Here is a 26,964-nt window from a genome sequence, read left to right on the forward strand (position 1 = left end):
GCGCGACATCCTTGGGTGAAAAAAGTACTTAACTGTTTGCCACCACAGGCTTGGGTTCGGCAATCGGCACAAAGCGGTTTAATAACATGCCAAAAATGGCGGCGAAGATATACATGAAAATAGAATAGACTGCCGCCGGCATGGCCACGGTTGAACTGGCCATAACGGTTAAGGCAATGGTCATGGCAAGCGTGCTGTTATGAATCCCAATTTCAAAGGCACTGGCACGGGCCTGGGCGCTATTAATCCCAAACAGGCGTGGGACGAAGTAACCAATCACCAGACTGGAAATACAGAACAGTGCGGTAGCCAGGCCAATATCACCAATATAATTCAGGATATTGTGTCGCTCCTGCACAATGGCCCCAATGATAATTAAAATCAGAAAGATCACTGCAAAAATCCGTAACGGTTTATTCAGTTTCTCGGTCAGTCGCGGGGCATAATGACGAATTAACATGCCAATAATCACCGGCACAATAATAATCCCGAATACCTGCAAGATTTTACTGAATTGCAGGCCAATGCTTTGGTCAGCCTGTAAAAAGTGGGCAATTGCGAAATTGACGATAATGGGTAAGGTCAGTGCTGCAATCACCGAGTTAATTGCGGTTAAGGTAATGTTGAGCGCCAGATCGCCCTTAAATAAATAGCTGAACAGGTTGGCGGTACTGCCACCCGGCGAAGCAGCCAGCAGCATCATGCCGACGGCCAGTAACGGCGGTAGTGCCAGAATTTTACATAATAAAAAGGCAATCCCGACCAGCAATACCAGCTGGCAAAATAGTGCGACCAGGACTGCTTTGGGGTGTTTGGTAACGCGTGCGAAATCTTTGGGCGTGAGTTCCAGCCCCAGCCCAACCATAATAATGGCCAGCGCCAAGGGCAGCATAACGGTAATAATGCCTGAATCCATATGACCTTCCTGTCAAATTTATCCTTGTGAGAAAAGACAGTTGCTTCATGCAAAATATCTTTTACTGTTTATTCAAATTACTCTATGACTTTCTGTTTTACCGAATTTAACGGCATTCGTCTAGCCAGTAAATGTCCAAAGATCAAGGCAAACATATACATGAAGATGGTGTAAATGGCGGCAGGAATGGCAATCTGGGTGCTTTGTAGTACCGACAGTGCCAGGGTTAAAGACAGCGCGGTGTTATGAATACTCATAAAGAAACCGCAGGAGCGCGCCTGCTGTTCGGAAATGTCCATCAGCTGTGGCAGCACATAACCGGCCACCAGACTGACAAAAGCATACAGGGCGGTGGCCAGTCCAACCTGTTCCATATACTGCGCCAGCTGATAGCGCTCCTGAAAGAGCGCGAAAAAGAACAGGGCAAAAATAAAATATACCGACATGCGCCGAATCGGTTTACTCAGCCGTTTGGCCAGCTCTGGAAAAGACGAGCGAATGGCCATTCCCAGACAGACTGGTACTAAAATTAGCAGGAAGGTATAGGCAATCCGTTCAATTGGCATGTTGATTTCGGTCTGATCGGCCATGAAATAGCGCATGGCAATGCTAATGATAAAAGGCAGGGTTAAAATGGCCATCACCGAATTGATGGCGACCACGACAATATTCAGGGCTACATCGCCTTTATAGACATAACTGAACAGGGCAGAGGTGGAACCACTAGGGGTAGCTGACAGCAACATTAACCCCACTGCCAGCAAAGGAGGCAGTTCTAAAAACAGGCAGAGAATAAATGCCAGTCCAACCAGCAAGACCTGCCGGGTAAACAAGGCAATAAAAATGACTTTCGGTTGCTGATTGACCCGAATAAAATCTTTAGGGCTGAGTAGCAAGCCCAAACCCATCATTAATACCGCCAAGGTTAGCGGTAGAAAGAAGGTAAAAATGCCGCTTTGCATGGCATCATCCTATTTAATTCTTATTTTCCCCAGTTTCAGTGTAATTGAGTTGAGTTTTAAATCAACCATAAAAATAATAAAAACAGCCATTTACTTGGTAATAAATGGCTGTTTTCTTGATTGAGTTCACATATTTTGGCTAGATGTGAATCGGGTTGGAGTTTACATTTGAGCAGGACGCGGCGGGGTAAATCCAAGGGCACATTTACCACGAACTTCTGCACCGGAAATGGTTGCCGTGGTTGCATTCATGTCTTGGCCACAGGTGGTATACAGTGCAGCTTCATCACCGTGAATATCGAGTTTTCTGTCTGCCGGGAAGAACTGTGGCTGGCAGGTACCGTTCCAGATAATGCCACGATAGGCAAAGCTGACCGCAGCACCTTGAGATTTGCCTTTACAGACATTCTGATAGCGCTGTGAATCGTACACTTTTTCAACTTTGTCATTTGCCTGTACAGCTGCAAATGGAGATAAACATAAACCGCAGAGGATGGATGAGAGGAGTATCTTCTTATTCATAATTCGTACCTGTGCTTGTTTGTAATGAGTACATGATTTAGGATAAAAAATAATCAAAATAAAACAACCTATATCTGGTTAATTTTTAATATGAAATGTTTTTATTTGCAGTATATCTGCAACGTTCATTTACATTGCCAGCCAATCAATCAGGTGAAAAACCACGAGAAAATCCAAATAAAATTGACTTAATCTGTCAACTTATACGCCGGCTTTTGCTATAATATTCTGTCATTTCTTTTTATCTCTCAATTTACCACTATGCATTATCCTAAAGTTTACGATGTCATTGTTATCGGCGGCGGTCACGCGGGTACGGAAGCGGCTTTGGCTGCGGCGCGTATGGGCCGACAAACCTTGCTCTTAACTCATAACATTGAGACTTTGGGGCAGATGAGCTGTAACCCGGCCATTGGTGGTATTGGTAAATCGCATCTGGTGCGTGAAATTGATGCCTTGGGCGGTGCGATGGCGCTGGCTGCCGATAAAGGCGGGATTCAATTCCGTATTCTGAACTCGCGTAAAGGTGCTGCAGTGCGTGCCACACGTGCGCAGGCTGATCGGGTTCGTTATAAAGCCGCGATTCGTGAAACGCTTGAGAACCAAGCAAACTTGGATATTTTCCAGCAAGCGGCGGATGACCTGATTGTAGAAGGCGATACCGTTAAAGGTGTGGTCACCCAAATGGGCATTCGCTTTGATGCCAAAACGGTAGTGCTGACTGCCGGGACCTTCCTGGGTGGTGTGATTCACGTCGGTCTGGAAAAATCCAGCGGTGGTCGTGCCGGTGATCCACCCTCTATTTCTCTGGCACACCGTTTACGTGAATTACAACTACCAGTGGGCCGTTTAAAAACTGGGACTCCACCGCGTATTGATGCACGTTCAGTCGATTTCTCGGTGATGACCCCGCAGCCGGGTGATTTCCCATCTCCAGTGATGTCATTTATGGGCGATGCCTCGATGCATCCTGAACAGGTCAACTGTTATATCACCCATACCAATGAAAAAACCCATGACATTATCCGTGGTGGTTTGGATCGTTCGCCAATGTATACCGGCGTGATTGAAGGGGTAGGTCCACGTTACTGTCCTTCGATTGAAGATAAAATTCACCGTTTTGCCGACAAAGATTCGCACCAAGTGTTCTTGGAGCCTGAAGGTCTAGATACACATGAGCTGTATCCAAACGGTATTTCAACTTCACTGCCTTTTGATGTGCAGTTTGAACTGGTACGCTCAATCCGTGGTATGGAAAATGCCCATATTCTGCGTCCGGGTTATGCGATTGAATATGATTACTTTAACCCACAAGCGTTGAAATTCACTTTGGAAACCAAAGCCATTAATAACCTGTATTTTGCTGGTCAAATCAACGGTACCACTGGTTATGAAGAAGCCGGTGCGCAAGGTCTGCTTGCAGGTTTGAACGCTGCACGCCGTGCCTGGGATCAGGAACAGTGGACGCCAAAACGTGATGAAGCGTATATGGGCGTACTGGTTGACGACCTGATTACCTTGGGAACCAAAGAACCGTACCGGATGTTCACCTCACGTGCCGAATACCGTTTAATGCTGCGTGAAGATAACGCAGATCAGCGTTTAACCGCGATTGGCCGTGAACTGGGTCTGGTGGATGATGCGCGCTGGAATGCTTACTGTGAAAAAATGGATGCAGTTGAGCGTGAGAAAGGCCGTTTACAGCACTTGTGGGCTGCGCCAAATAACCCGATGGGTAAAAAATTCGTTGAAATGACCGGTGCTGATCTGTCCAAAGAATGTTCTGCAATTGACCTGCTGAAACGTCCAAACATCACTTTTGCGCAAATTGCCGAACTGACTGGTTCAGAAGTGTCGCAGCAAGTCGGTGACCAGATTGAAATTGCGGTAAAATACGAAGGGTATATCAACCGTCAGCATGAAGATGTGGCGCAGATGAAACGTCTGGAAGAAACCAAAATCCCGGCTGATTTTGATTATGACGGCGTATCCGGTCTGTCGCGTGAAATCACCATGAAGCTGAAACAGGTATTGCCGGAAACTCTGGCGCAGGCCAGCCGTATTCCAGGCGTGACTCCTGCGGCAGTTCAATTGGTGATGATCACCATTCGTAAAAATGCCCAAGCCCGTAAATCTGCTTAAAAGATCCTAATTTGTGAAAAAGCCCGCGGTTGAGATCGCGGGCTTTTTTATGTGCTGAATAAATAAAGTGGAAATTGAGTTTAAGAAAAAAACAGATTTAAGCTGCAGATCTTATGATTTCACAGATGATGTTGGAAGCGTTACAGTCATCTTATCCAAACAGAGAGGAGTGCACGATGACCTTAAAAACCATTCGTTATAATACGGCTGAATTGGCATGCTAACAGTAATCGTATCCTGTTCAACTTCCCTAAAAATCAGCAGCGATAACAAAAAAATTGAAAAAAATGATAAGCAAATGTTAGGTCCCGGACTTGGGACCTTTTTTATTCATTGACTTGATGCACAGCGTCAGACACTTCTGCCGGTTCAATCTGTACCAGTTTTTTGCCAAAACTGCGCAGCCACCACACCAGTTGTGAGGTAAATGGTACATTGGAAATGACCTGATACAAGCCATTGTCCAGCTGGATAATCTGCTGGTCTTTGCTTAAACGGGTTTCTTCAAAATAATGTGCATCGGCTTCTGACATGGTCAGTTTCAACTCGATATTTTCAGTCGGCTTGCTGTAATCGACTCTAAAGCCCAGCGCGCCGGATTCAATATAGGCATCAATATCAAAATTAACCGGATGCAGGGCGCGGGAATTTAATACCTCCGCCGATTTAAAGCGATGCAGGGCAAAGGTCTGAATATCGGTTTTGTCGTGTCGGGTGCAAATCAGATAAATCACTGCACCTTTTTGTACCAGCGCCAGCGGATTCAGAATATAGGTCTTTTCTTCCGAAGCGGTGGTACGTGGATGGTAAACACATTCCAGCTGTTTATCCTGCAATAAGCCTTCATAAATAGCCTGTTGTGCGCTTTTATCGACCACTGGCGGAATCAGCGGCTGAATGGCCGGCACAATCCGCACCCGGTTAATCCACTGGCGGACATTGTTCTGGGTCGACAGGCTGCGCCGTGCCAGATCAAACCACGGAGTCATTTCCTCAATCAGGCTAGGTGGTAACAGATGTTTGAGATGTTCTTCCACCATCATAAAGGTGACTGCCTGTGAGCTGGTCATGTGCGGCAGGCTTTGTAGCGGTGCATCGGAGCGCCAGCGCCAGCCTTGCGGGACGGTGCCATTATTTTCAATCGGGAAGCGCTGCGAAATCTGGTTTAAATCGCGCTGGATGGTACGCAGGCTGATATCAATGCCTTCACGTTGCAGAATTTCCTGTAATTCACGGGTACCCATCCATTTTCCGGTAGAAAGGCGGGACAGGATTTGCCACTGGCGATAGAGGCTATTGGACGTTTCTTTTTCTTGTGTCGACATATTGGAATCAGCGCTGAGATAAATATTGGAGAGTACATGGCTATAGTCCACACAATAAGAAATGTCATGCTTTTTGGCAAGTGGCAGGCACGAGGTCTGGCCATAAATTGATACAAGATGAAGCAAAATAAGATTTGTTTTATCTGTACAGATCGGCGATAAAGAAAGAGTGAATACCAAGTCACAATTATTGGCACTGGAATTGCTTATATAAAATTAGAAAGGATAACAATGATGAGGTTTGTATGCTGAAAGAAAATCAAGATACAAATTCAATAGATACAATAACATCAGACCATCTTTTAGAGCGGGTGCAGGTCTCGGTGACCGATATTTCGCTGCCGCAGCAAAAATCATCTGTATTATTCGAACAATTGAAATCTGAATTTTTTAATGAATTGTCGGGCGAACAGAGCCTTGCCGATAGTGCCGCGCAGAAAATCGAACCATGGCTGACCCAGCACAGTTTAGAAGAACTGACAGCACTGAATGATGCCGCCAAAGCACATTTTCTGTATCAGGGAATTACCTTTACCGTGTATGGCGATCAGGAAGGCACCGAGCGCACCATTCCTTTTGATATTATTCCGCGGGTTATGGCCCGGCAGCAATGGAATACAGTGGCCTTGGGCTGTGCCCAGCGTACCCGGGCGCTAAATCTGTTTTTACATGATATTTATCATCAACAGGATATTCTAAAAGCTGGCATTGTACCGGAACTGCAGGTGCTGACCCACGAAGCCTATCAGCCACATATGCTTGGTCATGGTCTGAAGGGTAAGGTCTATAGTCAGATTAGTGGCATTGACATTATTCGTGATCAGCACGGTGAATTTTTTGTGCTGGAAGACAATTTAAGAACGCCATCGGGTGTGTCTTATATGCTGGAAAGCCGTAAGATTAGCCAGAAACTGATTCCCCAGCTGTATCAGCAGAATAATATTCAGGGCATCGAGCATTATCCGCAGCTTTTAAAAGAAATTCTGGCCGAAAATGCCTATGTCGATCAGCCTTTTATTGTGGTGCTGACCCCGGGGCGCTATAACAATGCCTATTATGAACATGCATTTTTAGCCCGTGAGATGGGTGTACCTTTGGTAACATCGAGTGACCTGTTTGTATTAAATGACAAGGTTTATGTGAAAACGGTGCGGGGCAAACAGCAGGTTGATGTAATTTATCGCAGGGTAGATGATGCATTTTTAGACCCGCTCTGTTTCAGACCGGACAGCACCCTGGGTGTGCCGGGCCTGATGTCGGCCTATTTACAGCATCACGTCGTCATCGCCAATGCGCCGGGTACCGGGGTGGCCGATGACAAATCCATTTATCCTTATGTCGATAAAATGATTCATTTCTATTTGGGTGAACAACCAATCTTAAATAATGTCCCGACCTATCAGTGCCGCGAAGCAGATGATCTGGCCTATGTGCTGGAACATCTGGAACAGTTGGTAGTGAAAGAAGCACAAGGTTCAGGCGGATATGGCATGCTGATTGGTCCTCAAGCCTCCGAGGAGCAACTGGCCGAGTTTAAAATGAAAATTCTGGCCGCACCGCAAGCCTACATTGCCCAGCCGACCCTGAATCTGTCGGTGAGTCCGACCTTAACCGAACAGGGCATTGCCGAACGGCATATTGATTTACGTCCTTTTGTGCTCAGCTCGCCTTATCGTACTGAAATTGTTCCCGGTGGCTTAACCCGTGTGGCCATGCAGGCCGGTTCGCTGGTGGTCAATTCATCTCAAGGTGGTGGCATTAAAGATACCTGGGTGGTTGATCCCTTACATTCATAACAACTCCCAAGGAGAATCATGTGATTTTACTGAGTCGTAATGCACAGCAGATTTTCTGGTTGGGTCGTTATTTGACCCGCATCCAGTATTTATGCAGTCAGTTTCCATTTAAATATAATGATGATGCCTTGCAGTATGCACACGCCTTCTGTTTGCCAGCCTTTGATGCGGCATCTTTAAATGAGCTGATTCTAAATCCGGAACAGCCCGCCTCTTTTCATCAGCAGTTTCAGTATGCCAAAGATAATATTCAGGATTTACGCGGGGTCTTGTCGGCACATGCCTATGCCGAATTAAACCAGTACATTAAAAATGCCAAAGAAAATCCAGCCTATATCTGTGATGTAGTTGGAGATTGTCATGAAGTCTTAGAGGCTGAAGCATCTGATATTTTCCTGTTCTTTAAACTGGGGCAGCATCTCGAGCAACTGGACCGGCAATTGCGCTTAAAGCAGGATATTCAGGGCACGGTCTATTATATTGAAGTGGTGGTAGGGTTATTGACCCAAGCCGGCTGGGATTCTTTACCCGAAATCTGGATGAAGCTGAAGCAGCAGCCCGACAGCATGCATTTTTACCAGTTTAGTGACCATATCCAGCAACTGTTCGAGGCCGATGCATGAGGCTCATGATTAATCACCAGACCCATTATCATTATTCGGCACCGGCCTGTAACAGTATTCAATATATTAAAATGACCCCGCCGAACAATGCCCATCAACAGGTTCATCATTGGGCGATTAGTGTGCCAGGGGAATCCGAGATTAAACAGGATGCTTTTCAGAATATCTGGATGACCAGCACCCAGCGCTTTAGCTATCAAAGTCTGAGTATTATGGCGCAGGGTATTGTCGAGTTGCGTCCGCAGACGCGATGGGGCCTGCAAGATCAGCTGAATCCCTATCTATTTTTACAACCAACAGCCAGCACGCTGTGCAGCCCTGAAATGCAGTGTTTTGCACGGCAGTATGTGTTGCAGGTGAATCGTGACAACCTGATCCGTTTGTCAGAAGCGATTTTAAGCCATATGCCATACCGTCCGGCCCAAACTTCGGTGCAGACCACCGCCATTGAAGCCTTTCAGGCCAAACAGGGCGTCTGTCAGGACCATGCCCATGTGCTGATTGCCATGTGTAAATCTTTAGGCATCCCGGCACGTTATGTTTCCGGTTATTTATATAGCAGCAACAGTTCACATCTTGCCAGTCATGCCTGGGTAGAGGTATTTTTAGAACAGCACTGGTACTGTTTTGATGTCAGCAATCTGGCCTTTCAGCCAGACTCGCATGTCTATCTGGCCGTCGGGCGGGATTATTGGGATGTGGCGCCGGTCCGGGGCGTAAGAGAAAAAGGCGGCATCGAGCATATGCAGACCATGGTGCAGGTTCTGGCCTGCTAAGTAATGGATGACAATTAAAAGGATAATGCTATGACGTATTGCTGTGCGCTGCGTTTAAAAGATGGTCTGGTGTTTATTAGTGATTCGCGTACCAATGCCGGGGTCGATCACATTTCGGTATTTCGCAAGCTGTATACCTTTGGCGTGGAAGGCGAGCGCCTGATTACCATTCAGACCTCGGGTAACCTGGCGACCACACAGGCAGTCATCGGTCATTTAAAAAATCATCTGACTTTAAACCAGGAACCGCATTTATATAGTGTCAAAACCATGTTTGAAGTGGCAGAATTGGTGGGCTGCTTGCTGAAAAAAGTCATTCAGGATGTCACTGACGATAAAGACGAGCAGCATAATTATTATTGCAATTTGCTGGTGGGCGGGCAGATTAAAGGCGAGCCGATGCAGCTGTATCATATTTATCCACAAGGCAATTTTATTTGCGCCACGCGTGATACGCCGTTTTTCCAGATTGGAGAAAGCAAATATGGCAAACCAATTCTTGACCGGGCCTTGCGTTACGATATGTCATTAGAAGATGCCTTGCGCTGCGGCCTGATTTCTTTTGATTCCACTTTACGTTCCAATGTGTCCGTGGGGATGCCGCTGGACTGTATGGTCTATCATAAAGACAGCCTGCATATTCCTTTGGGCAAACGCATTTACGAAGAAGACCCGTACTTTGAAAATATCAGCAAGCAGTGGTCCGATACCTTAAGACGCGGGTTGCAGGAATTGCCGGTGCCAACCGAAGATTATTTGACTTAAAAGCTCAGTCCCTTTATTTTAATCAAGTTTTCCTTGAATGATAAATCCTTAAGAAAATCAAAAAATATTCGTACAGATCATGATAAGGACTTGAATATGTTTCAGCTTTGCTATGCCAGCCAGAGTACCTCGACGGCTGAAAATTTACTGCAAGATTTACGCAATATTCTGATCGAAGCGCGCAATGCTAATACCCAGCATCAGGTATCGGGTGTGCTGTGCTATGCAGAGGGTTATTTTTTTCAATGTCTGCAAGGTGATGAACAGGCCGTTCAGGAAATTTTTGCCGGGATTGTTGGTGATCCGCGTCATCAGAATATCCAAATTTTTACCGAGAATCATGTTGCCCAGCAGCGTTTTCAGGATTGGGCCATGAAATATGTGATGCGTAATAGCGAGATCAAAGCCTATTTTCAGCAACTCGGTCATGCGCAATTTTTACCGCATCAATTAAATGCCACACAGGTTGATGGATTGCTTCAGGTGCTATATGAGGCGCTAAATCATTCGGTGGTAGATGAGGTGGCTTAAATCTGCTGCCTGCGTTATAAAAAGAATAAAAAAAGAACCTCCATTGAGATTCTCTTTTATTGAAAAGATTAAATAACTTTACGGTCCGGACGCTGGGTTAAGCGGCACAACAGCTCATAACCAATGGTGCCATTGGCTGCTGCGACATCATCCACTAATCGTTGCTTGCCCCAAAGCTCGACTTCCGTGCCTAACTGAACATCCAATCCAGTTACATCAATAGCAATCATATCCATGGCAACACGACCGACTACAGCTGCTTTTTGGCCTTTAATGGCGACAAAATTCTGCGCAAAGAAGGCACGTGGATAGCCATCACCGTAGCCAATGGACACAATAGCCAGTTGCATAGCTTTATCGGCAGTAAAGGTCGAGCCATAACCAACCTGTTCACCGGCCTGAATCTCATTTAAGGCAATAATTTCTGCGCTAAAGGTCATCACCGGTTTTAAATCTAGTGCATAAATATCTCGGTCTGCAAACGGAGTTGCGCCATAAAGCATGATGCCGGGACGGACAAAATCAAAATGCAGTTCCGGATATTTATAAATAGCAGCAGAATTACAGCACGAAGCTAAAATCGGTGCGCAGTCGTTTTTTACTTCCAGAAACTGACGGATCTGTTCATCATTCAGTGGATGATCAGCATCTGCATTGGCAAAGTGCATCGCCAGAACACAGGTAAAGCCGGCCGATTTTAATTGCTGAATGACCTCTTTAATCACCTCAAGTTTAAAGCCCAGACGGTTCATGCCGCTGTTGAGCTTAACCCAGACTTTCAGATTTTTAGAGATATAGGCATCTTTGTGCGCAATGAGCCATGTAACCTGTTCAGGCTGATGCACCACAATCTCGATATTCCGTTCAATGACAATTGGCATTTCATCTTTAGTGAACACGCCTTCAATCAGGGTGATGGGTTGCTGGAACCCCAGTTCACGAATTTCCAGTGCTTCTTGTAAACAGGCGACACCAAAGGCATCGCTGTCTTGTAAGGCTGCTAAGCAGTCTTTAACGCCATGTCCATAAGCATTGGCTTTGACCATACTGACAATTTTGGCAGTTGGGGCAAGTTGTCTGACACGGTTTAAATTATATTGAAGCGCAGCGCGATCAATATAAACTGTAGCTTGGCGCACCCTTATTTACTCCTACAGGGTCATGGAAAGGCAATGATGGCTGAATTATTCATCATCATCGTACTGAGCATAAAACTCAGGGGAAAGGTTACTAAAGCGGGTGTATTGGCCTTCAAACGCCAGACGCACGGTACCAATCGGGCCGTTACGCTGTTTACCAATAATAATTTCGGCAGTACCGGCTTCTTTAGATTCCTTGTTATAGACCTCATCACGGTAAATGAACATGATCAAGTCGGCATCCTGCTCAATCGCACCCGATTCACGTAAGTCGGACATTACTGGGCGTTTGTTGGGACGGTTTTCCAGCGAGCGGTTGAGCTGGGAGAGGGCAATGACCGGACATTGCATTTCTTTGGCCAGGGCTTTCAAGCTACGCGAAATTTCTGAAATCTCGCCGACACGGTTATCGCCCATGCCCGGTACTTTCATCAGCTGCAAATAGTCGACCATGATACAGCCGAGTTTGCCGCCGTGCTGTTTGGCAATTCGGCGTGCACGCGAACGTACTTCGGTTGGAGGCAGTGCTGATGAGTCATCAATATATAAATGTTTTTCTTGTAGCTGTAAAATGGTGCCGGTGACTTTGGACCATTCATCGCCGCTGAGTTTGCCGGAACGTAAATTCCCCTGATGCACTTTGCCATACGAGGAAATCAGACGCATGGCAATTGAATCGGCTGGCATTTCCATGGAGTAAACCAGCGCCGGCAGGTCGTTATTGAACAGTACACTTTCAACCAGGTTCATGGCAAAGGTGGTTTTACCCATTGACGGACGGGCCGCAACAATAATCAGGTCGCCAGCTTGCATCCCCGAAGTTTTATTGTCCAGCTCGACAAAGCCGGTGGTCAGACCGGTAATGTTGCCATCCATTTGCGACAGTTCATTTAACTTGTCGAAGACATCGGCCACGACGGTATTAATGGCTTTCGGACCGGCATTTTTCTTGTTGTTATTGTGCTGCTCGGCAATCTGGAAAATATTGGTTTCAGCGAGGTCTAGAATTTCACTGACAGTGCGGCCTTTGGTGTCATAGGCATTTTGCAGAATTTCCGAGCTGACTTTAATCATGTTTCTTAAGGTCGAAAACTCTTTAATTTTAGCCGCATAAGTTTCCAGGTTATAGAAACTCGATGGTGAATCGGCCATCAGCTGCATGAGATATTCTTCACCACCAATGGCATCAAGCAGATTGTGCTTGATCAGCCAGTCATTGACCAGAACGGCATCATAAGGGGAGTTTTCTTTGGCCAGGGTATCAATGGCACGGTAAATATATTTGTGTCGCGTGGCGTAGAAATCGGATTCCTGTAATACATCTCCGACCTGTTCCAGTGATTCGGCCACGGTCATGAGGGCAGCCAGAACGGCCTGCTCAATGGCCAGGTTATGCGGCGGGGTGCGAAACTCTTTGAGCGCACCGGAATCGTTGCTGGAACTCTCTGTTTTGACTGGAGTTGGTTTGGTGTTGGCCAGCGCCTGTGACATATAATTCCCTGATTTTAATACGATGAATACCAAATAAAACCGGTGGTCTTATAGCATGAATTCAATAAACGGTGTAACCACAAATCATACGCGCTCTGGCAAAAAAAGCGAGCAGATTTTAAGAACGGATAGCTTACAAAAAGGTGAGGAGATTTTTACAGAAATAAAAAAAGAGCATGCCAAGGCATGCCCTTTTTTCTTGCGAGAAATTACTCAGATACGATAGTAACGAGAACTTCAGCAACAACATCATGGTGCAATTGGATTGCGATGTTGAATTCACCAGTGTGACGAAGCGCACCGTTTGGTAAACGAACTTCTGAACGGTCTACTTCTAAACCAGCGTTCGTTAACGCGTCAGCGATGTCACGAGTACCGATTGAACCGAATAATTTACCTTCGTCACCCGCTTTCGCAGTGATTACGATATTTACTTCGTTCAGTTGGTCAGCACGTGCTTGAGCAGCAGCCAATACTTCAGCTTCTTGCTTCTCAAGTTCAGCACGACGAGCTTCAAAAGCAGCAGTGTTTGCTTCAGTCGCAGCAACTGCTTTACCTTGAGGGATAAGGAAGTTACGGCCGTAACCAGCTTTAACTGATACTTTATCGCCTAATTTACCAAGGTTTTTAATGCGTTGTAATAAGATAATATCCACAGCTCAACCTCACTTATGATTGTCAGTGTAAGGGATCAACGCTAAGTAGCGAGCTTGTTTGATCGCAAGCGCTAATTGACGTTGGTAACGAGCTTTAGTACCTGTAATACGGCTAGGAACGATCTTGCCGTTTTCAGTGATGTACTGTTTTAAAGTATCGATATCTTTGTAGTCGATGTACGTAACGTTCTCAGCTGTAAAGCGGCAGAACTTGCGACGACGGTAAAAACGTGCCATTGATGTTCTCCTTATGCTTCAGCAGAGTCTTGGTTAACTTGTTGTGCTTCTTCACGTTGAGCTTTACGCGCACGTTTTTCTTCAGCACTCTTAGCCAGTAAAGACTCTTCAGTGATAGCGTTTTCACGACGGATGATTAAGCTACGAAGGATCGCGTCGTTATAACGGAACAATTCTTCAAGTTCATCAAGAGTCGTTTGACCACATTCAACGTTCATTAAAATGTAGTGCGCTTTGTGAATTTTGTTAATTGGGTAAGCCAATTGACGACGGCCCCAATCTTCTAAACGGTGAATTTGACCTTCAGCTTCTTTGATGTGAGTCAGGTAACGTTCTACCATACCCACAACTTGATCGCTTTGGTCTGGGTGTACCAAAAGTACGATTTCGTAGTGACGCATTGTCAGCTCCTTACGGTTTATGCAGCCCCTGACCAAATAGCCAGAAGCAAGGAGTCACAACCAGGGTTGTGTCGCAAAATTGCGAAGCGTGAATTTTAGTGCTTTTGCTAACGAAATACAAGCCATTGAACAAAGAGCTTGATCACTTATTTCAACAAAAGAGTGAGGTGGGGGAATTATGGTAATAAGCTTACTAATAGAGAGTAAGTAGCTATAAATCAGAAAAAGAGATCGAAGAAAAGAAAACCGGAAGCAGAAAGGGGAGTCCCATCTTAAAAGATAGAGAGGGCTCTATCTTTTAAAAGAGGATGATTGAATTTGCAGGAGCTTGCGCAGTAATGCTGAAGCTTAAACTGATCACGGTAATTAAAATTACAGAGAACAGGAAGAAGCGTTTTGCCCACAGCTGATCATTTTCTGCTTTAAAGCCGAGGATGGCAATGTACAGCCAGTAAATACACAGGGCATTTAAAATCAGCAGATATAACCAGTTGGCATATCCAAATACAAATAAGGCATTCATGACCACTGTAAACAGAATCACATAAATTAGCGACTCTACTTTGGTGCGATACACAGAACGCGCCACAGGTAAAATTGGAATACCTGCATTTTTGTAGTCATCGAAGCGGTAAATGGCAATCGCCCAGGAATGCGGCATTTGCCACAGTGCATAGCCCAGAAAAATAAGCAGGGCAGCCAGGTCAAACTGGTTTGCAACCGCAGTATAACCAATGACTGGTGGACTTGCGCCCGAAATACTACCAATAATGGTCTGATGAATGGTGGTGCGTTTGGTCCATAAGCTATAAAAGCCGACATAAACCACAAAACCAATCACGGCAAAAAGGAAAGCGTACGCATTTACCCCAAACCATAAAATACTAAAACCCAGTACACCCAGTACCAAAGCAAACGCTAAAGCAACCGGAACTGAAATGGTTTTTTTTACCATCGCACGATTTTGTGTACGTTTCATTTTTTGGTCGATGTCTTGGTCAATTACGTTATTAACCACACATCCAGATGCCACTACCAGGGTAGTGCCCAGAAGGGTAAGAAGCAGGAGAAGGAAATCTACAGAACCTTGAGTGGCTACAAAGTAGCCACCCAAAGTGGTAACGAAGTTACCGAAGAGAATTCCTGGCTTAGTCAGGAATAAATACTTTTTCAGCATGACAACCAGTTTAGATCATCATGTTGTAGTGAAGGTAGTTCATAATCCATACTGAACCGACTAACAGAATAGCGATACAGAGGATTGTATAAATAAACGCAATCACGTTCCAGCGTTGTTCTGAAGACGAGTTCATGTGCAGGAAGTAAACTAACTGTACAAGAACCTGAGCAACCGCAGTAATCGCAATAACTGTGACCAGCAGACTGCGGCTAAAACCACCTGCCATAACCATACCAAAAGGAATAACGGTTAAAATAACAGACAGGATAAAGCCAACAGAGTACTGCTTGAAGTTACCGTGTGATGCGCCAGCAGCGTTGTGATCGTGACCCATTATAGAACTCCCATCAAGTAAACGACGCTGAATACACAGATCCATACGATGTCAAGGAAGTGCCAGAACAAGCTTAGGCAAGCAAGACGACGCATGTTAGGTAGAGTCAAACCATATTTCTTGATTTGAATCATTAACACGATCATCCATACCAGACCAGAAGTAACGTGAATACCGTGCGTACCAACTAAAGTAAAGAACGCAGATAAGAACGCACTAACGCTTGGGCCATGACCAGCGTGAACTAAATGATTGAACTCATATAGTTCCATGCCAATAAAGATCGCACCGAAGATCCATGTGATGCCTAACCAAGTTAAAACTTTAGCAACATCTTTTTTGTATGCAGCCAGAACTGCAAAACCAAAGGTTACTGAAGAGATCAGCAGGGCGAAGGTTTCAGTTAAAACGAAACCTAAAGACTCGCCAAAAAGATCTTTTGCACTTGGAGTACCAACTGGAACGTGGCTGCTTAATACAGCGAATGCAATGAAGAGTGTACCGAAAATGATCAAGTCACTCATCAAGTAAGTCCAGAAACCAAAGACAGTGATGTCAGTATCATCGTGATGATGATGCTCATCGTGTCCGTGGTTGTCGTGATGAAGTACCTCAGCCATTGTCTTAGTCCTTCTTCAAGTGTTTTTCAAGTAAGGCATAACGTTCGTTTTCAATGCGTTCTACTTCTGCTGCAGGAACATAGTAGTCCACTTTCTTCGTGAACGAGCTCACGATGAACGAAATGATAGACGCGATAAACGTTACAACTACTAACCACCAGATGTGCCAGATAAGTGCAAAGCCCATTACTGTGATAAACATAGCAATCACAAAGCCCGCAGCACGGTTGGTTGGCATGTGGATGTCTTCGTACTTCGCTGGTTTCGCGTAAGCTACGCCATTCTCTTTGTCAGTCCAGAAAGTATCAATACCATTGATCTTTGGAAGATGCGCAAAGTTATAGAACGGAGCAGGAGATGAAGTCGCCCATTCAAGGGTACGGCCATCCCAAGGGTCGCCAGTGTGGTCAAGACGCTGGTTACGTTGCAAGAAGCCAACAATGATTTGCATTAAGAAGCATGCAATACCAATGGCAATCATTACCGAACCCACCATCGCGATCATGACATATGGGTCCCAATCTGGGTTGTCATATGTGTTCAGACGACGCGTCATACCCATGAAACCAAGGATATACAGCGGCATGAACGCAAAGTAGAAACCTAAGAACCAGAACCAGAATGCAGCTTTACCCCAAGTTTCATTCAGTCTCCAACCAAACATTTTTGGCCAGTAGAAAATGATACCTGCGAACATCGCGAATACTACACCACCAATAATTACGTTATGGAAGTGAGCGATCAGGAATAAAGAGTTGTGTACCAGGAAGTCCGCTGGTGGAACTGCCATTAATACACCTGTTAAACCACCGATACCGAAAGTCACTAGGAAGCCAAGTGTCCACAGCATTGGAGTTGTGTAGGTGATGCGGCCCTTGTACATGGTGAATAACCAAGAGAAGATTTTCACACCCGTCGGGATCGCAATAATCATGGTCATGATACCGAAGAACGCGTTAACGTTGGCACCTGCACCCATGGTAAAGAAGTGGTGAACCCATACAACGAAAGACAATACAGTAATTGCTACAGTTGCATACACCATTGATTTGTAGCCGAACAACGTTTTACGAGAGAACGTCGCAACAACTTCTGAGTAAATACCAAATGCTGGTAATACCAAGATATAAACTTCAGGGTGACCCCAAGTCCAGATCAGGTTTACATACAACATTGGGCTACCACCCATGTCGTTTGTAAAGAAGTGGAAACCGAAGTAACGGTCAAGCGTTAACATTGCAATTGTTGCAGTTAACACTGGGAATGAAGCAATGATCAGTACCGCTGTACATAAAGATGTCCAGGTAAAGATCGGCATGTCCATTAATTTCATGCCAGGCGCACGCATCTTGATGATGGTAACGAAGAAGTTAACACCCGTTAGAAGCGTACCTAAACCGGAGATCTGTAATGCCCAGATGTAGTAGTCCATACCTACGCCTGGAGAGTATTCAATACCTGACAGTGGAGGATAAGCCATCCAGCCTGTTGCAGCGAACTCACCAATTGCAAGTGAAACCATGATTAGACCCGCAGCACCAGCGAACAGCCAGAAGCTTAAAGAGTTTAATAATGGGAAGGCAACGTCACGAGCACCAATCTGTAAAGGTACAGAGATGTTCATCAAGCCTACTACAAGACCCATTGCCACGAAGAAGATCATGATCACACCGTGTGCGGTGAAGATCTGGTCGTAGTGCTCAGGGTGTAAATAACCTTCGCCACCACCTCGTGCAAGGAATTGCTGAAGACGCATCATGATCGCATCGGCGAAACCACGCAGCAGCATGACCACAGACACGATGATATACATGATACCAATTTTTTTATGGTCTACAGATGTGAACCATTCATTCCACAGGTAACCCCATTTCTTGAAGTAGGTAATACCCGCAACAAGAACGAGACCGCCCAGGATCATCATTACAACTGTAGCCTGTACGATTGGATCGTACGGAATTGCATCTAGTCCTAACTTACCAAACATGTCTTATTCCTCTACAGAAGCAGTCGCATGTTCAACGTTTACATGAGCTTCTGAAGCAGGCGCTTCAAGCGCAGTTTCAGCTTGAGCTGAATGGTCTGCACCATGATAGTTACTCATGTATTTATTGATCACAGATTCAAACAAGCCTTGCTCTACAGAAGAGTAATAAGTCACAGGATGTGGCTGAGTCTTATAAGGACCTTCTGCTTCAGCAGTTGCAGCAAGTTTTTTCTCTAGTTCTGTTTTCGCGTTACGAACCATTGCATCAATTTGTTTCTGTGAACGGTTACCGTCACGTAAAGATGCAAATTCAGCTTGATCTAGAACTGTTTTTTGAACAGCTTCAGGATTGATCGTTGTGCCTTGTCCGGCTTTAACCGCAGTTACCCATTGATCAAAATCAGCTTCAGTTACAGAGTGAGCAAGGAAGCGCATTTGAGAGAAACCGTAACCTGAGTAGTTAGATGAGAAGCCGCGGTATTGACCAGTGCTGTTCGCTAATATATTCAGGTGAGTCTGCATACCCGCCATTGCATAAATCTGACCAGACAATGCAGGGATAAAGAACGAGTTCATTGTAAAGTTAGATGTTAAACGAAGGCTTACCGGCGTTTGCTCTGGGAAGCGGATTTCGTTAACAGTCGCAATGTTCTGTTCTGGGTAGATGAAGATCCATTTGAATTGTTCGGCAATAACCTGAACAGTTAATGGAGCCTTATCTGACTCGATTGGACGGTATGGGTCATACTTGTGGGAACCCCACCAAGTTAACCAAGCTAAAATACCAATAATAATAACCGGGATACCCCAAACCACGATTTCAATCGCAGTAGAGTGTGCCCATGTTGGTTTATAGTCTGCATCTTTATTTGATGCGCGATATTTCCAACCAAACCATAATGCCATGATGATTGAAGGAATCACCACTAATAGCATCAAGTAGATCGCAGTCATCATCAAGTTCGATTGACCTTCAGCAACTGGACCTTGCGAGTTTAGAAGTACCATATCACCACCACACCCGGTTAAGAGTGCAGCCATCGTAGATAAAGACAATACAGCTAAAATCGTTTGTCTCATTTTACAACCTCGGTGAAGAGTCCCATTCCCTAATTTAATTATGGGATAGCGATTATAGTGTCGCATGATTGATAAGTATTTTTTTGACGCAAAAATCCTTGTCAATCATGATACACCGCTACGTTGTAGGGCATTATGCCTGATATCGACAAACTAAGCTACTCAAAAAGCGGCTTTAAATGACTGTAATAAAAACCGATTCTGTCACTCGGAATTAACTTTTTTACGAAATATTTTTATTTGTATATCAATGTAATGAATAAAAAAGGGATGAAATTTCATCCCTTTTTTGATCTTTTATTTTTCTTGCTTTACGACTTTGGTTTTGGCCAGTTTGTCATGCAAGGTCTGACGTTTTTCACCCAAAGCGAAGATATAATCGGCAATTGTAATAAACGGCATGAATAACAGATTCAAAATAATGAAAACCAGGGTACGCAGGGCAAATACGCGGGTCAGGCCTACTTTGCTGTGGTCTTCAGCATCGACAATCTTGATTTTGGTTAAACGTTTACCAATACTCTGTCCACTTTTGGCCAGCAGAAACGCCTGAATCCCGAGCATAATCAGCAGGTAAATAGCCATCATTTGCCAGGCATCGGCAGGAATCAGGCGAAACAGTTCTGACTGTAATTGCACGGCCTGATCAGAGCTGGTGGCTGACTGCATTTTCTGTTGCAGTTCAGACAGTTGACCAAACTGGTCCTGCGTTAAAAAGAAAGATGGAATGGCGGCAGCCGGTAACCACAGCAAGAGGTCAATAATTTTCGCCAGTGCACGGGTGCCGATAGAGGCCAGTTCGGTTTGAGTGGCTTTTGCTTGCGGCTGGTTCAGGCTTGAATTGTTATAGCTGGCAGTATTCTGCGGCTGCTGAAACGGTGATGCTTCCGGTGCGGCCGGCGCAGGCTCGTAGCCTTCAGGTTGATATACAAGTTTACCTTGGGTGAGCTCACCTAAAGCTTTCCATTCTGTCATCCCTTGATGCCATGCAAGATCTGTCAGTAACACTTGCTGGCTGGCAAGCATCTGGTTTACTTGCTCCAGGGTATATGGACCGGCTTGTTGATTATTTCGTGCCAAGTAAATCTGCATAAAGTTTAAATCTCAAATCTATAAATAAAAAAGACCCAATGAATGGGTCTTTTTTAACATGTTTTATTAAGCTTGTTGAGCTTTTTCTTCAGCAAGGAAGAACCAGGTGTCTAATACTGAGTCTGGGTTCAGCGATACAGATTCAATCCCTTGTTCCATCAGCCATTTTGCCAGGTCAGGGTGGTCAGATGGACCTTGACCACAGATGCCGACATATTTACCGGCTTTACGGCAAGCATGAATCGCCATCGACAGCAGGGCTTTTACCGCTGCATCACGTTCATCAAACAGGTGAGAAACAATACCTGAGTCACGGTCTAAACCAAGGGTTAACTGGGTCAAGTCGTTTGAACCGATTGAGAAACCGTCGAAGTGTTCAAGGAATTGCTCAGCCAACAGGGCGTTGGTTGGTAATTCACACATCATGATCACTTTCAGACCATTTTCACCACGTTTCAGGCCATTTTGTGCCAGCAGTTCCATCACACGTTTCGCTTCAGCCACAGTACGTACAAATGGAATCATGATTTGTACGTTGGTTAAGCCCATTTCATCACGGACTTTTTTCAGTGCGCGACATTCAAGCTCGAAGCAGTCACGGAAGTTGTCTGATACATAACGGCTTGCACCACGGAAGCCTAGCATCGGGTTTTCTTCTTCCGGCTCGTATAACTTACCGCCAATCAGGTTGGCATATTCGTTTGATTTGAAGTCAGACATACGCACGATGACTGGCTTGTCTGCAAACGCGGCTGCCAGCGTTGAAATACCTTCCACCAGTTTTTCCACATAGAATTCAACTGGAGAAGTATAACCCGCAGTACGTGCCATTACGGCTGCACGTGTTTCACGTGGCAAGCTGTCAATATTCAGTAGTGCTTTTGGATGCACACCAATCATACGGTTAATGATGAACTCAAGACGTGCCAGGCCAATGCCTTCGTTTGGAATTTGCGCGAAGTCAAATGCACGGTCCGGGTTACCCACGTTCATCATGATCTTGAACGGCAGCGCAGGCATCGACTCGATTGAGTTACGTTGTACTTCAAAATCTAAAGCACCTTCGTAAATGAAACCGGTATCACCTTCAGCACAAGATACTGTCACTTCCTGACCGTCAGTCAAGACTTCAGTGGCATTACCACAACCCACAATTGCAGGAACACCTAATTCACGCGCAATAATCGCAGCGTGACAGGTACGACCACCACGGTTCGTGACAATGGCAGCGGCACGTTTCATCACTGGTTCCCAATCCGGGTCGGTCATGTCAGAAACCAGTACATCACCGTCTTGGACTTTGTCCATTTCTTTAATCGAGGTTACGATGCGAACTTTACCAGAACCGATACGCTGACCAATTGAACGGCCTTCACACAACACAGTGCCGCGTTGTTTCAGCAGGTAGCGTTCCATGGTGCCCACGTTTTGACGGCTTTTCACTGTTTCCGGACGCGCCTGAACAATGTAAATTAAACCGTCATCACCATCTTTGGCCCATTCGATGTCCATTGGTGCACCATAGTGCTCTTCAATGATTAACGCCTGTTTTGCCAGTTCTTGCAGTTCGTGATCGTTTAAGGCGAACTGTTGACGGTCGGCTTTTTCAACATCAACCACAACCACAGATTTACCAGCCGCACCTTCTTCACCATAAATCATTTTCTGGTGTTTAGAACCGAGGTTACGACGTAGAACTGCGTGTTTACCTGCTCTTAACAGTGGCTTAGAGATATAGAATTCGTCCGGGTTGACCGCACCTTGTACCACCATTTCACCCAGACCGTAAGAAGCCGTAATAAAGACTGCATCACGGAAACCAGATTCTGTATCCAGGGTGAACATTACACCTGCGGCACCTGTTTCTGAGCGCACCATGCGTTGTACGCCAGCAGACAGGGCAACAACATCATGGTCAAAGTTTTGGTGTACACGGTAAGAAATTGCGCGGTCGTTGTACAAAGAGGCAAATACTTCTTTAATGGCAATCAGGACGTTGTCGATGCCACGGATGTTCAGGAAAGTTTCCTGTTGACCCGCGAAAGAAGCATCTGGCAAATCTTCTGCGGTAGCAGATGAACGAACGGCAACCGCGATGTCAGGGTTGCCGTTAGAAAGTTCTGCGAAAGCATCGCGGATTTCTTTTTCAAGTTCTGCCGTAAGCGGAGTGTCGACAATCCATTGACGGATTTTTGCGCCTGTCTCAGCAAGAGCATTGACGTCATCTACATTTAACGTTTTAAGCTCGGCTTGAATTTTAGCGTTTAGGCCACTTTGCTCGAGAAATTCACGATAAGCTTGAGCCGTTGTCGCAAAGCCACCTGGTACAGAGACGCCAGCATTAGACAAATGGCTGATCATTTCGCCCAGAGATGAGTTTTTCCCACCTACGAGCTCAACGTCGTGTTTCCCTAATTTTTCTAGACCAATTACGCGCGCTTCCAAAGTTATTACTCCACTTTTGCAGTATTAATCACTATCTTGGCATGAAATTATATTGAATATGCTTAGCTTTTTGATTTAACTAAGCGACAGTCATGTAAGATCAGTTTACTATAAAGATTATATAGCACTAAGACAAATGTTTAAGGAGAATTTTAATGTCCGAAGGTAAACAAATTAAGCGGAGTGTGTTCTTTATTTCCGATGGAACCGCAATTACAGCCGAAACCTTGGGACACTCCCTTTTAGCGCAGTTTCCAAATGTAGACTTTGATATTCACATTCATCCTTATATTACGTCTGAAGAAGCGGCAATGAATGTGGTGACTGAGATTAATGCGCGTGCACAGCAAGATGGTCAACTGCCTTTGGTTTTTGACACGCTAGTAGATCAATATGTGCGTGACATTATTAACACTGCAAAAGCGATTAACCTAGATGTGTTCGAAGGCTTAATTAGCAAGCTTTCAGAGGAATTGGGTACACCACCAACCACCTTGGTTGGACAAACTCACGCAGTGACAGATTCTGAGTCATATAAGGCACGTATTGATGCGGTGCATTTTGCTTTGGACAATGATGATGGCGCACGTACCCGTCACTATGACAAAGCTGATCTGATTCTCATTGGCGTATCCCGTTCTGGTAAAACCCCAACCTCGATTTATTTGTCATTACAGTTTGGTATACGTGTGGCCAACTATCCACTGACCGAAGAAGATCTGGATGATAACCGTTTGCCAGCTGTGCTGCGTCCACACAAACATAAATTATTCGGTTTGATGATTGATGCCGAGCGTCTGGTGGCAATTCGTACCGAACGTAAAGCCAATAGCCGTTATGCCAGCTTTAACCAGTGCCAGATGGAATTACGTGCCATTGAAGGCATTTATATTTCTGAAGGTATTAAATACCTGAATGTGTCTGAAATGTCGATTGAAGAAATTTCCACCCGTGTCCTGCAAATGACCGGTCTAAAACGTCGTATTGGTTAAGTAATTGTTATTAAAACTGGAATACTGCAGGCTGCAGTATTCCAGTGGATATTAGACTGAAAATAAATTAAAAAACTAAAAAAACGGTCTAAAATCCTGTTTCATCCATTGCTCTCATCGGCTTGAAAATTAATAACACTTTTCTCTTAATTTACCGCTCTTTTAATTTACTTGTACCTGTATTTACTTTTCCGGATTACGGTGAGTCGTAATAATCACATCGACCTTATATTCACTGCCATCAATGGTATAAATACTGTGTTCTGCAATTCGGGCAATGGGCCAGGTAATTAACTGACAGTTGTCACGTTGCAGCGCAGCATAATAACTGTCCGATTTAAAATAGGCGTGCTGGGTATCGGCAATATTCGGGGTCAGCTGACGTTTTAGCCAGGTATCTACCACCTGCGCATCTAAAAAGCGCAAGGCCAGAATATTCTTGACCCGGTTGTTAAACAGCCGGCGGTTTTTAAATACCAGCGGATGGCTGATTAAACGATGGATACCGCGTTCGGTACTCGGTAATACAAAATGCGGTTCAATCTGAAAGACTTTAACCTGACTGGCGACCTGGGCAATTTTGTCCAGCTGCGAGACACTGTCCTGATTGGCACCAATAATCGCCACGCTGCGTTGACTGAAGTCATGCTGTTTGCTGTCTTTGGCACTGATGCAAAGCCCCTGAAAGGCATGAAAGTCTGCTGCACAATTTTCAAAAACGCTTTTGCCGGTATCCTGCTGTTTAACGACCATGAGGGCATCCTTTCATTCTTGGTTTTATCAATTTAGATGTTTTACTCTATTTTTAGTCAGCTCTTGCTGGAAGGTAAAGCGCTTTAACTATCTGGCCAGTCATTTCGGTCACGGTGACGAAAATATCAGTGCAGGATGGGGCGAGAATAGATTCACCGTCACAATAAAAAAAGCCTGTAAATCCACACGGTTTACAGGCTCCATTACAGCTCGATGAAACTTATTTGAGCTGCATCAGGTAGTCAAAGTTTTGCAGACGTTTTTCAGTGTCATAGACATCACAGGTAAAGATAAACTCATCGACCTCATAACGGCTCAACAACTGTTCTAAGCCGGCTTTAACAGTCGAAGGTGAGCCAATTTGACCCATGGCATAGAAGTTATCCACCGACATTTTTTCAGCCGGTGACCATAAACCGTCCATGCTGGCGACTGGCGCTTTCAGTTTCAGGCTCTGACCACGCATTAAACCTAAAACCCGCTGATAGGCACTGGTGGCCAAAAACTGCGCTTCTTCATCGGTGGCCGCCACGACCGTTGGCACGCCCATCGATACATAAGGCCGATCTAGATATTCAGACGGCTGGAAGTTATCCCGATACAGCTGAATGGCCTGACCGAGCATCCGCGGCGCAAAGTGTGAGGCAAACGAGTAGGGCAGACCCAATCGGGCTGCCAGCTGGGCACTAAACAGGCTGGAACCGAGTAACCAGACCGGAACATGGGTGCCTTGTCCCGGCGTCGCTACAATGCGTTGCTGCGGTTCAGGTTCTTTGAAATAGTGCAGAATTTCCAGCACATCTTGCGGGAACTGGTCTTCAGTTTCCTGACGGCCACGGCGCAAGGCACGCATGGTGGTCTGATCAGTGCCGGGCGCACGACCAAGACCCAGCTCAATCCGGTCCGGATAGAGTGTAGCCAGTGTACCGAACTGTTCTGCCACCACTAAAGGGGCGTGGTTGGGCAACATAATCCCGCCAGAGCCGACTTTTAAGGTTTGGGTGTTGGCCAGAATGTAGCCGAGCAGCACCGCTGTGGCCGAGCTGGCAATGCCGTCCATATTATGATGTTCAGCCAGCCAGAAGCGGGCATAGCCCAGTTTTTCTGCCCGTTGCGCCAGCTCTAGCGCATGATGCAGGGAAAATTGAATGGTTTTATCGTCACGAACCGGTGCCAGTTCCAGAATGGAAAATTGTGTGTCTTTTAAACTGCGCATTGGCGTTCTCTATTCACATATCTATGGCTCACAGCATACGTTGTGTCGCGATGTTTGTATATCGTTTTTTTTCGATATAAGGTTTCATCGTGTAAAACAACACAAGCACCCGAAGGTGCTTGTGATAGGTTCAGATTTTGAACTTTGAAATTAACGGCGTTTCCCGTTTTTATAATGACCCAGATGCAGGCCATTATCACCGCGGTAACGGTCATTATAACGATAGTCGTTGTAACGGTAGCCACGGCTGTCGTAGCGACGGTCATAACGGTCATCATAACGGCGATCTTCGCTGACTTTGGTGCCTAATACTGCACCGGCACCACCACCTAAGGCTGCGCCAATATAACCACCATTGCTGCCGGCCATGTTTTTACCGACACTATAACCACCAGCGCTACCTAAAGCGGCACCAATGGCTGCACCATTGCGGTCACGTTTATCGGCAGAGACTGCTGCACCACCGGCACCACCCAAGGCAGAACCAATTAACGCACCGGTTGAGCCGCCCATTTGCTGGCCAATGGCTGCACCGACCACACCACCTAAAGCGGAACCTACTGCGACACGGGTGTTGTTGTCGGCGTGTGCTGTACCCATCATAAGCGCTGAGCTGGCCAGTACTGTACTCAATAAAATTTTGTTGATCTTCATGGTTACACTCCAAAGAGCACATTCAATTTGTCTTGACTTTAATGTAGAAAAACTTTGAGAAAAGATCGTGGAGGGCACAGGTGTCAAAATGCTAATTTTGGTCAACGCTGTGTAATTTTTCTGTCGAATCTCTTCATAATTGCCTCTTCATCCATCTACTGAAAAAATGAAATCCCAGGCGTAAAAAAAGCATCCTGAAGATCATTGCTGTCCCACAATTTTTCACAAGAGGAAGCTCATTTGAGCTTCCTCTTGTTTTATGGGTATTTTATCGGGTGAAAATAAAGCTTTTAAAGTTCTTCTTTCAAACAAATTCACTTGAATTATTC

The 26,964-nt window shown here is 45.4% G+C and carries 26 protein-coding genes; 7 read left to right on the forward strand and 19 right to left on the reverse strand.

Going from position 1 to position 26,964, the window contains the following annotated elements; genetic code table 11:
* Positions 1-28: 28 nt before the first annotated feature.
* The 3 genes from FTU86_RS08355 to FTU86_RS08365 all read right to left on the reverse strand — a co-directional run bounded on the left by FTU86_RS08355 (position 29) and on the right by FTU86_RS08365 (position 2,400).
* Complete coding sequence (locus tag FTU86_RS08355; protein WP_016659105.1) at positions 29-916, reverse strand: bile acid:sodium symporter family protein; 888 nt, start codon at positions 914-916, stop codon at positions 29-31.
* Positions 917-993: 77 nt separating this feature from the next.
* On the reverse strand, positions 994-1,878 hold the full coding sequence (locus FTU86_RS08360) for a bile acid:sodium symporter family protein (protein WP_160241209.1): 885 nt from the start codon (positions 1,876-1,878) through the stop codon (positions 994-996).
* A gap of 162 nt (positions 1,879-2,040) precedes the next feature.
* Complete coding sequence (locus FTU86_RS08365; protein ID WP_005178766.1) at positions 2,041-2,400, reverse strand: hypothetical protein; 360 nt, start codon at positions 2,398-2,400, stop codon at positions 2,041-2,043.
* 261 nt (positions 2,401-2,661) lie between these two features.
* Between FTU86_RS08365 and mnmG the strand changes: the two genes are divergently transcribed.
* Positions 2,662-4,542 (forward strand): tRNA uridine-5-carboxymethylaminomethyl(34) synthesis enzyme MnmG, encoded by a 1,881-nt coding sequence (gene mnmG, locus FTU86_RS08370; protein WP_016659103.1) that lies wholly within the window; start codon positions 2,662-2,664, stop codon positions 4,540-4,542.
* 326 nt (positions 4,543-4,868) lie between these two features.
* Here mnmG and FTU86_RS08375 read toward each other — a convergent pair whose 3' ends face one another.
* The gene (locus FTU86_RS08375; protein WP_016659102.1) at positions 4,869-5,867 is read right to left on the reverse strand and encodes a YafY family protein; all 999 of its coding nucleotides are present in this window, start codon (positions 5,865-5,867) and stop codon (positions 4,869-4,871) included.
* Between the two features lie 245 nt (positions 5,868-6,112).
* On the opposite strand from FTU86_RS08375, the gene FTU86_RS08380 reads away from it, so the two are divergent.
* The 5 genes from FTU86_RS08380 to FTU86_RS08400 all read left to right on the forward strand — a co-directional run bounded on the left by FTU86_RS08380 (position 6,113) and on the right by FTU86_RS08400 (position 10,358).
* Complete coding sequence (locus tag FTU86_RS08380) at positions 6,113-7,663, forward strand: circularly permuted type 2 ATP-grasp protein (protein ID WP_180036817.1); 1,551 nt, start codon at positions 6,113-6,115, stop codon at positions 7,661-7,663.
* A 20-nt stretch (positions 7,664-7,683) separates the two neighbouring features.
* The gene (locus tag FTU86_RS08385; protein ID WP_016659100.1) at positions 7,684-8,286 is read left to right on the forward strand and encodes an alpha-E domain-containing protein; all 603 of its coding nucleotides are present in this window, start codon (positions 7,684-7,686) and stop codon (positions 8,284-8,286) included.
* A complete protein-coding gene (locus tag FTU86_RS08390) occupies positions 8,283-9,062 on the forward strand; it encodes a transglutaminase family protein (RefSeq protein ID WP_104491613.1) in 780 nt (259 codons plus the stop codon). The genes FTU86_RS08385 and FTU86_RS08390 overlap by 4 nt, the downstream gene beginning before the upstream one ends.
* A 30-nt stretch (positions 9,063-9,092) precedes the next feature.
* A complete protein-coding gene (locus FTU86_RS08395) occupies positions 9,093-9,827 on the forward strand; it encodes a proteasome-type protease (RefSeq protein WP_104491612.1) in 735 nt (244 codons plus the stop codon).
* 96 nt (positions 9,828-9,923) lie between these two features.
* Entirely contained in the window at positions 9,924-10,358 is a 435-nt protein-coding gene (locus FTU86_RS08400) for a BLUF domain-containing protein (protein ID WP_016659098.1), read from the forward strand.
* A gap of 68 nt (positions 10,359-10,426) precedes the next feature.
* On the opposite strand, the gene alr is transcribed toward FTU86_RS08400, so the two are convergent.
* From alr to ppsA, 12 genes are all read right to left on the reverse strand, one after another.
* A complete protein-coding gene (gene alr / locus FTU86_RS08405) occupies positions 10,427-11,497 on the reverse strand; it encodes an alanine racemase (protein ID WP_104491610.1) in 1,071 nt (356 codons plus the stop codon).
* A gap of 45 nt (positions 11,498-11,542) precedes the next feature.
* Positions 11,543-12,988 carry a replicative DNA helicase gene (gene dnaB, locus FTU86_RS08410; RefSeq protein WP_005178744.1) on the reverse strand — a complete coding sequence of 482 codons (1,446 nt, stop codon included), beginning with the start codon at positions 12,986-12,988 and terminating at the stop codon, positions 11,543-11,545.
* 209 nt (positions 12,989-13,197) lie between these two features.
* Positions 13,198-13,644 (reverse strand): 50S ribosomal protein L9, encoded by a 447-nt coding sequence (gene rplI / locus FTU86_RS08415; RefSeq protein WP_005178742.1) that lies wholly within the window; start codon positions 13,642-13,644, stop codon positions 13,198-13,200.
* Positions 13,645-13,653: 9 nt separating this feature from the next.
* Positions 13,654-13,881 (reverse strand): 30S ribosomal protein S18, encoded by a 228-nt coding sequence (gene rpsR, locus FTU86_RS08420; RefSeq protein WP_004719336.1) that lies wholly within the window; start codon positions 13,879-13,881, stop codon positions 13,654-13,656.
* 11 nt (positions 13,882-13,892) lie between these two features.
* Positions 13,893-14,282, reverse strand: a complete 390-nt coding sequence (gene rpsF, locus FTU86_RS08425) for a 30S ribosomal protein S6 (RefSeq protein WP_005178734.1) — start codon at positions 14,280-14,282, stop codon at positions 13,893-13,895.
* 298 nt (positions 14,283-14,580) lie between these two features.
* Positions 14,581-15,459 carry a heme o synthase gene (gene cyoE / locus FTU86_RS08430; protein WP_180036818.1) on the reverse strand — a complete coding sequence of 293 codons (879 nt, stop codon included), beginning with the start codon at positions 15,457-15,459 and terminating at the stop codon, positions 14,581-14,583.
* A gap of 10 nt (positions 15,460-15,469) precedes the next feature.
* Positions 15,470-15,799, reverse strand: coding sequence for a cytochrome o ubiquinol oxidase subunit IV (locus tag FTU86_RS08435; RefSeq protein ID WP_171301768.1), 330 nt, complete (start codon positions 15,797-15,799; stop codon positions 15,470-15,472).
* Positions 15,796-16,416, reverse strand: a complete 621-nt coding sequence (gene cyoC / locus FTU86_RS08440) for a cytochrome o ubiquinol oxidase subunit III (RefSeq protein WP_005178726.1) — start codon at positions 16,414-16,416, stop codon at positions 15,796-15,798. The genes FTU86_RS08435 and cyoC overlap by 4 nt, the downstream gene beginning before the upstream one ends.
* A 4-nt stretch (positions 16,417-16,420) precedes the next feature.
* Positions 16,421-18,403 (reverse strand): cytochrome o ubiquinol oxidase subunit I, encoded by a 1,983-nt coding sequence (gene cyoB / locus FTU86_RS08445; RefSeq protein WP_104491607.1) that lies wholly within the window; start codon positions 18,401-18,403, stop codon positions 16,421-16,423.
* Positions 18,404-18,406: 3 nt separating this feature from the next.
* Positions 18,407-19,483, reverse strand: a complete 1,077-nt coding sequence (gene cyoA / locus FTU86_RS08450) for a ubiquinol oxidase subunit II (protein WP_104491605.1) — start codon at positions 19,481-19,483, stop codon at positions 18,407-18,409.
* A gap of 297 nt (positions 19,484-19,780) precedes the next feature.
* The gene (locus FTU86_RS08455; RefSeq protein ID WP_075166879.1) at positions 19,781-20,575 is read right to left on the reverse strand and encodes an RDD family protein; all 795 of its coding nucleotides are present in this window, start codon (positions 20,573-20,575) and stop codon (positions 19,781-19,783) included.
* A gap of 66 nt (positions 20,576-20,641) precedes the next feature.
* Entirely contained in the window at positions 20,642-23,020 is a 2,379-nt protein-coding gene (ppsA, locus tag FTU86_RS08460; protein WP_005178721.1) for a phosphoenolpyruvate synthase, read from the reverse strand.
* Between the two features lie 155 nt (positions 23,021-23,175).
* Here ppsA and FTU86_RS08465 point away from each other — a divergent pair, with 155 nt between their 5' ends.
* Positions 23,176-24,012, forward strand: coding sequence for a pyruvate, water dikinase regulatory protein (locus FTU86_RS08465; RefSeq protein ID WP_104488923.1), 837 nt, complete (start codon positions 23,176-23,178; stop codon positions 24,010-24,012).
* A gap of 183 nt (positions 24,013-24,195) precedes the next feature.
* Here FTU86_RS08465 and FTU86_RS08470 read toward each other — a convergent pair whose 3' ends face one another.
* The 3 genes from FTU86_RS08470 to FTU86_RS08480 form a co-directional block, all read right to left on the reverse strand.
* On the reverse strand, positions 24,196-24,765 hold the full coding sequence (locus tag FTU86_RS08470; protein ID WP_005178717.1) for a hypothetical protein: 570 nt from the start codon (positions 24,763-24,765) through the stop codon (positions 24,196-24,198).
* A 220-nt stretch (positions 24,766-24,985) separates the two neighbouring features.
* Positions 24,986-25,981 carry an LLM class flavin-dependent oxidoreductase gene (locus tag FTU86_RS08475; protein ID WP_005178716.1) on the reverse strand — a complete coding sequence of 332 codons (996 nt, stop codon included), beginning with the start codon at positions 25,979-25,981 and terminating at the stop codon, positions 24,986-24,988.
* A gap of 150 nt (positions 25,982-26,131) precedes the next feature.
* The gene (locus FTU86_RS08480) at positions 26,132-26,635 is read right to left on the reverse strand and encodes a glycine zipper domain-containing protein (protein ID WP_045794933.1); all 504 of its coding nucleotides are present in this window, start codon (positions 26,633-26,635) and stop codon (positions 26,132-26,134) included.
* Positions 26,636-26,964 lie beyond the last annotated feature (329 nt).

Source organism: Acinetobacter sp. YH12155 (assembly GCF_013418255.1).
GTDB classification, from domain to species: domain Bacteria; phylum Pseudomonadota; class Gammaproteobacteria; order Pseudomonadales; family Moraxellaceae; genus Acinetobacter; species Acinetobacter indicus.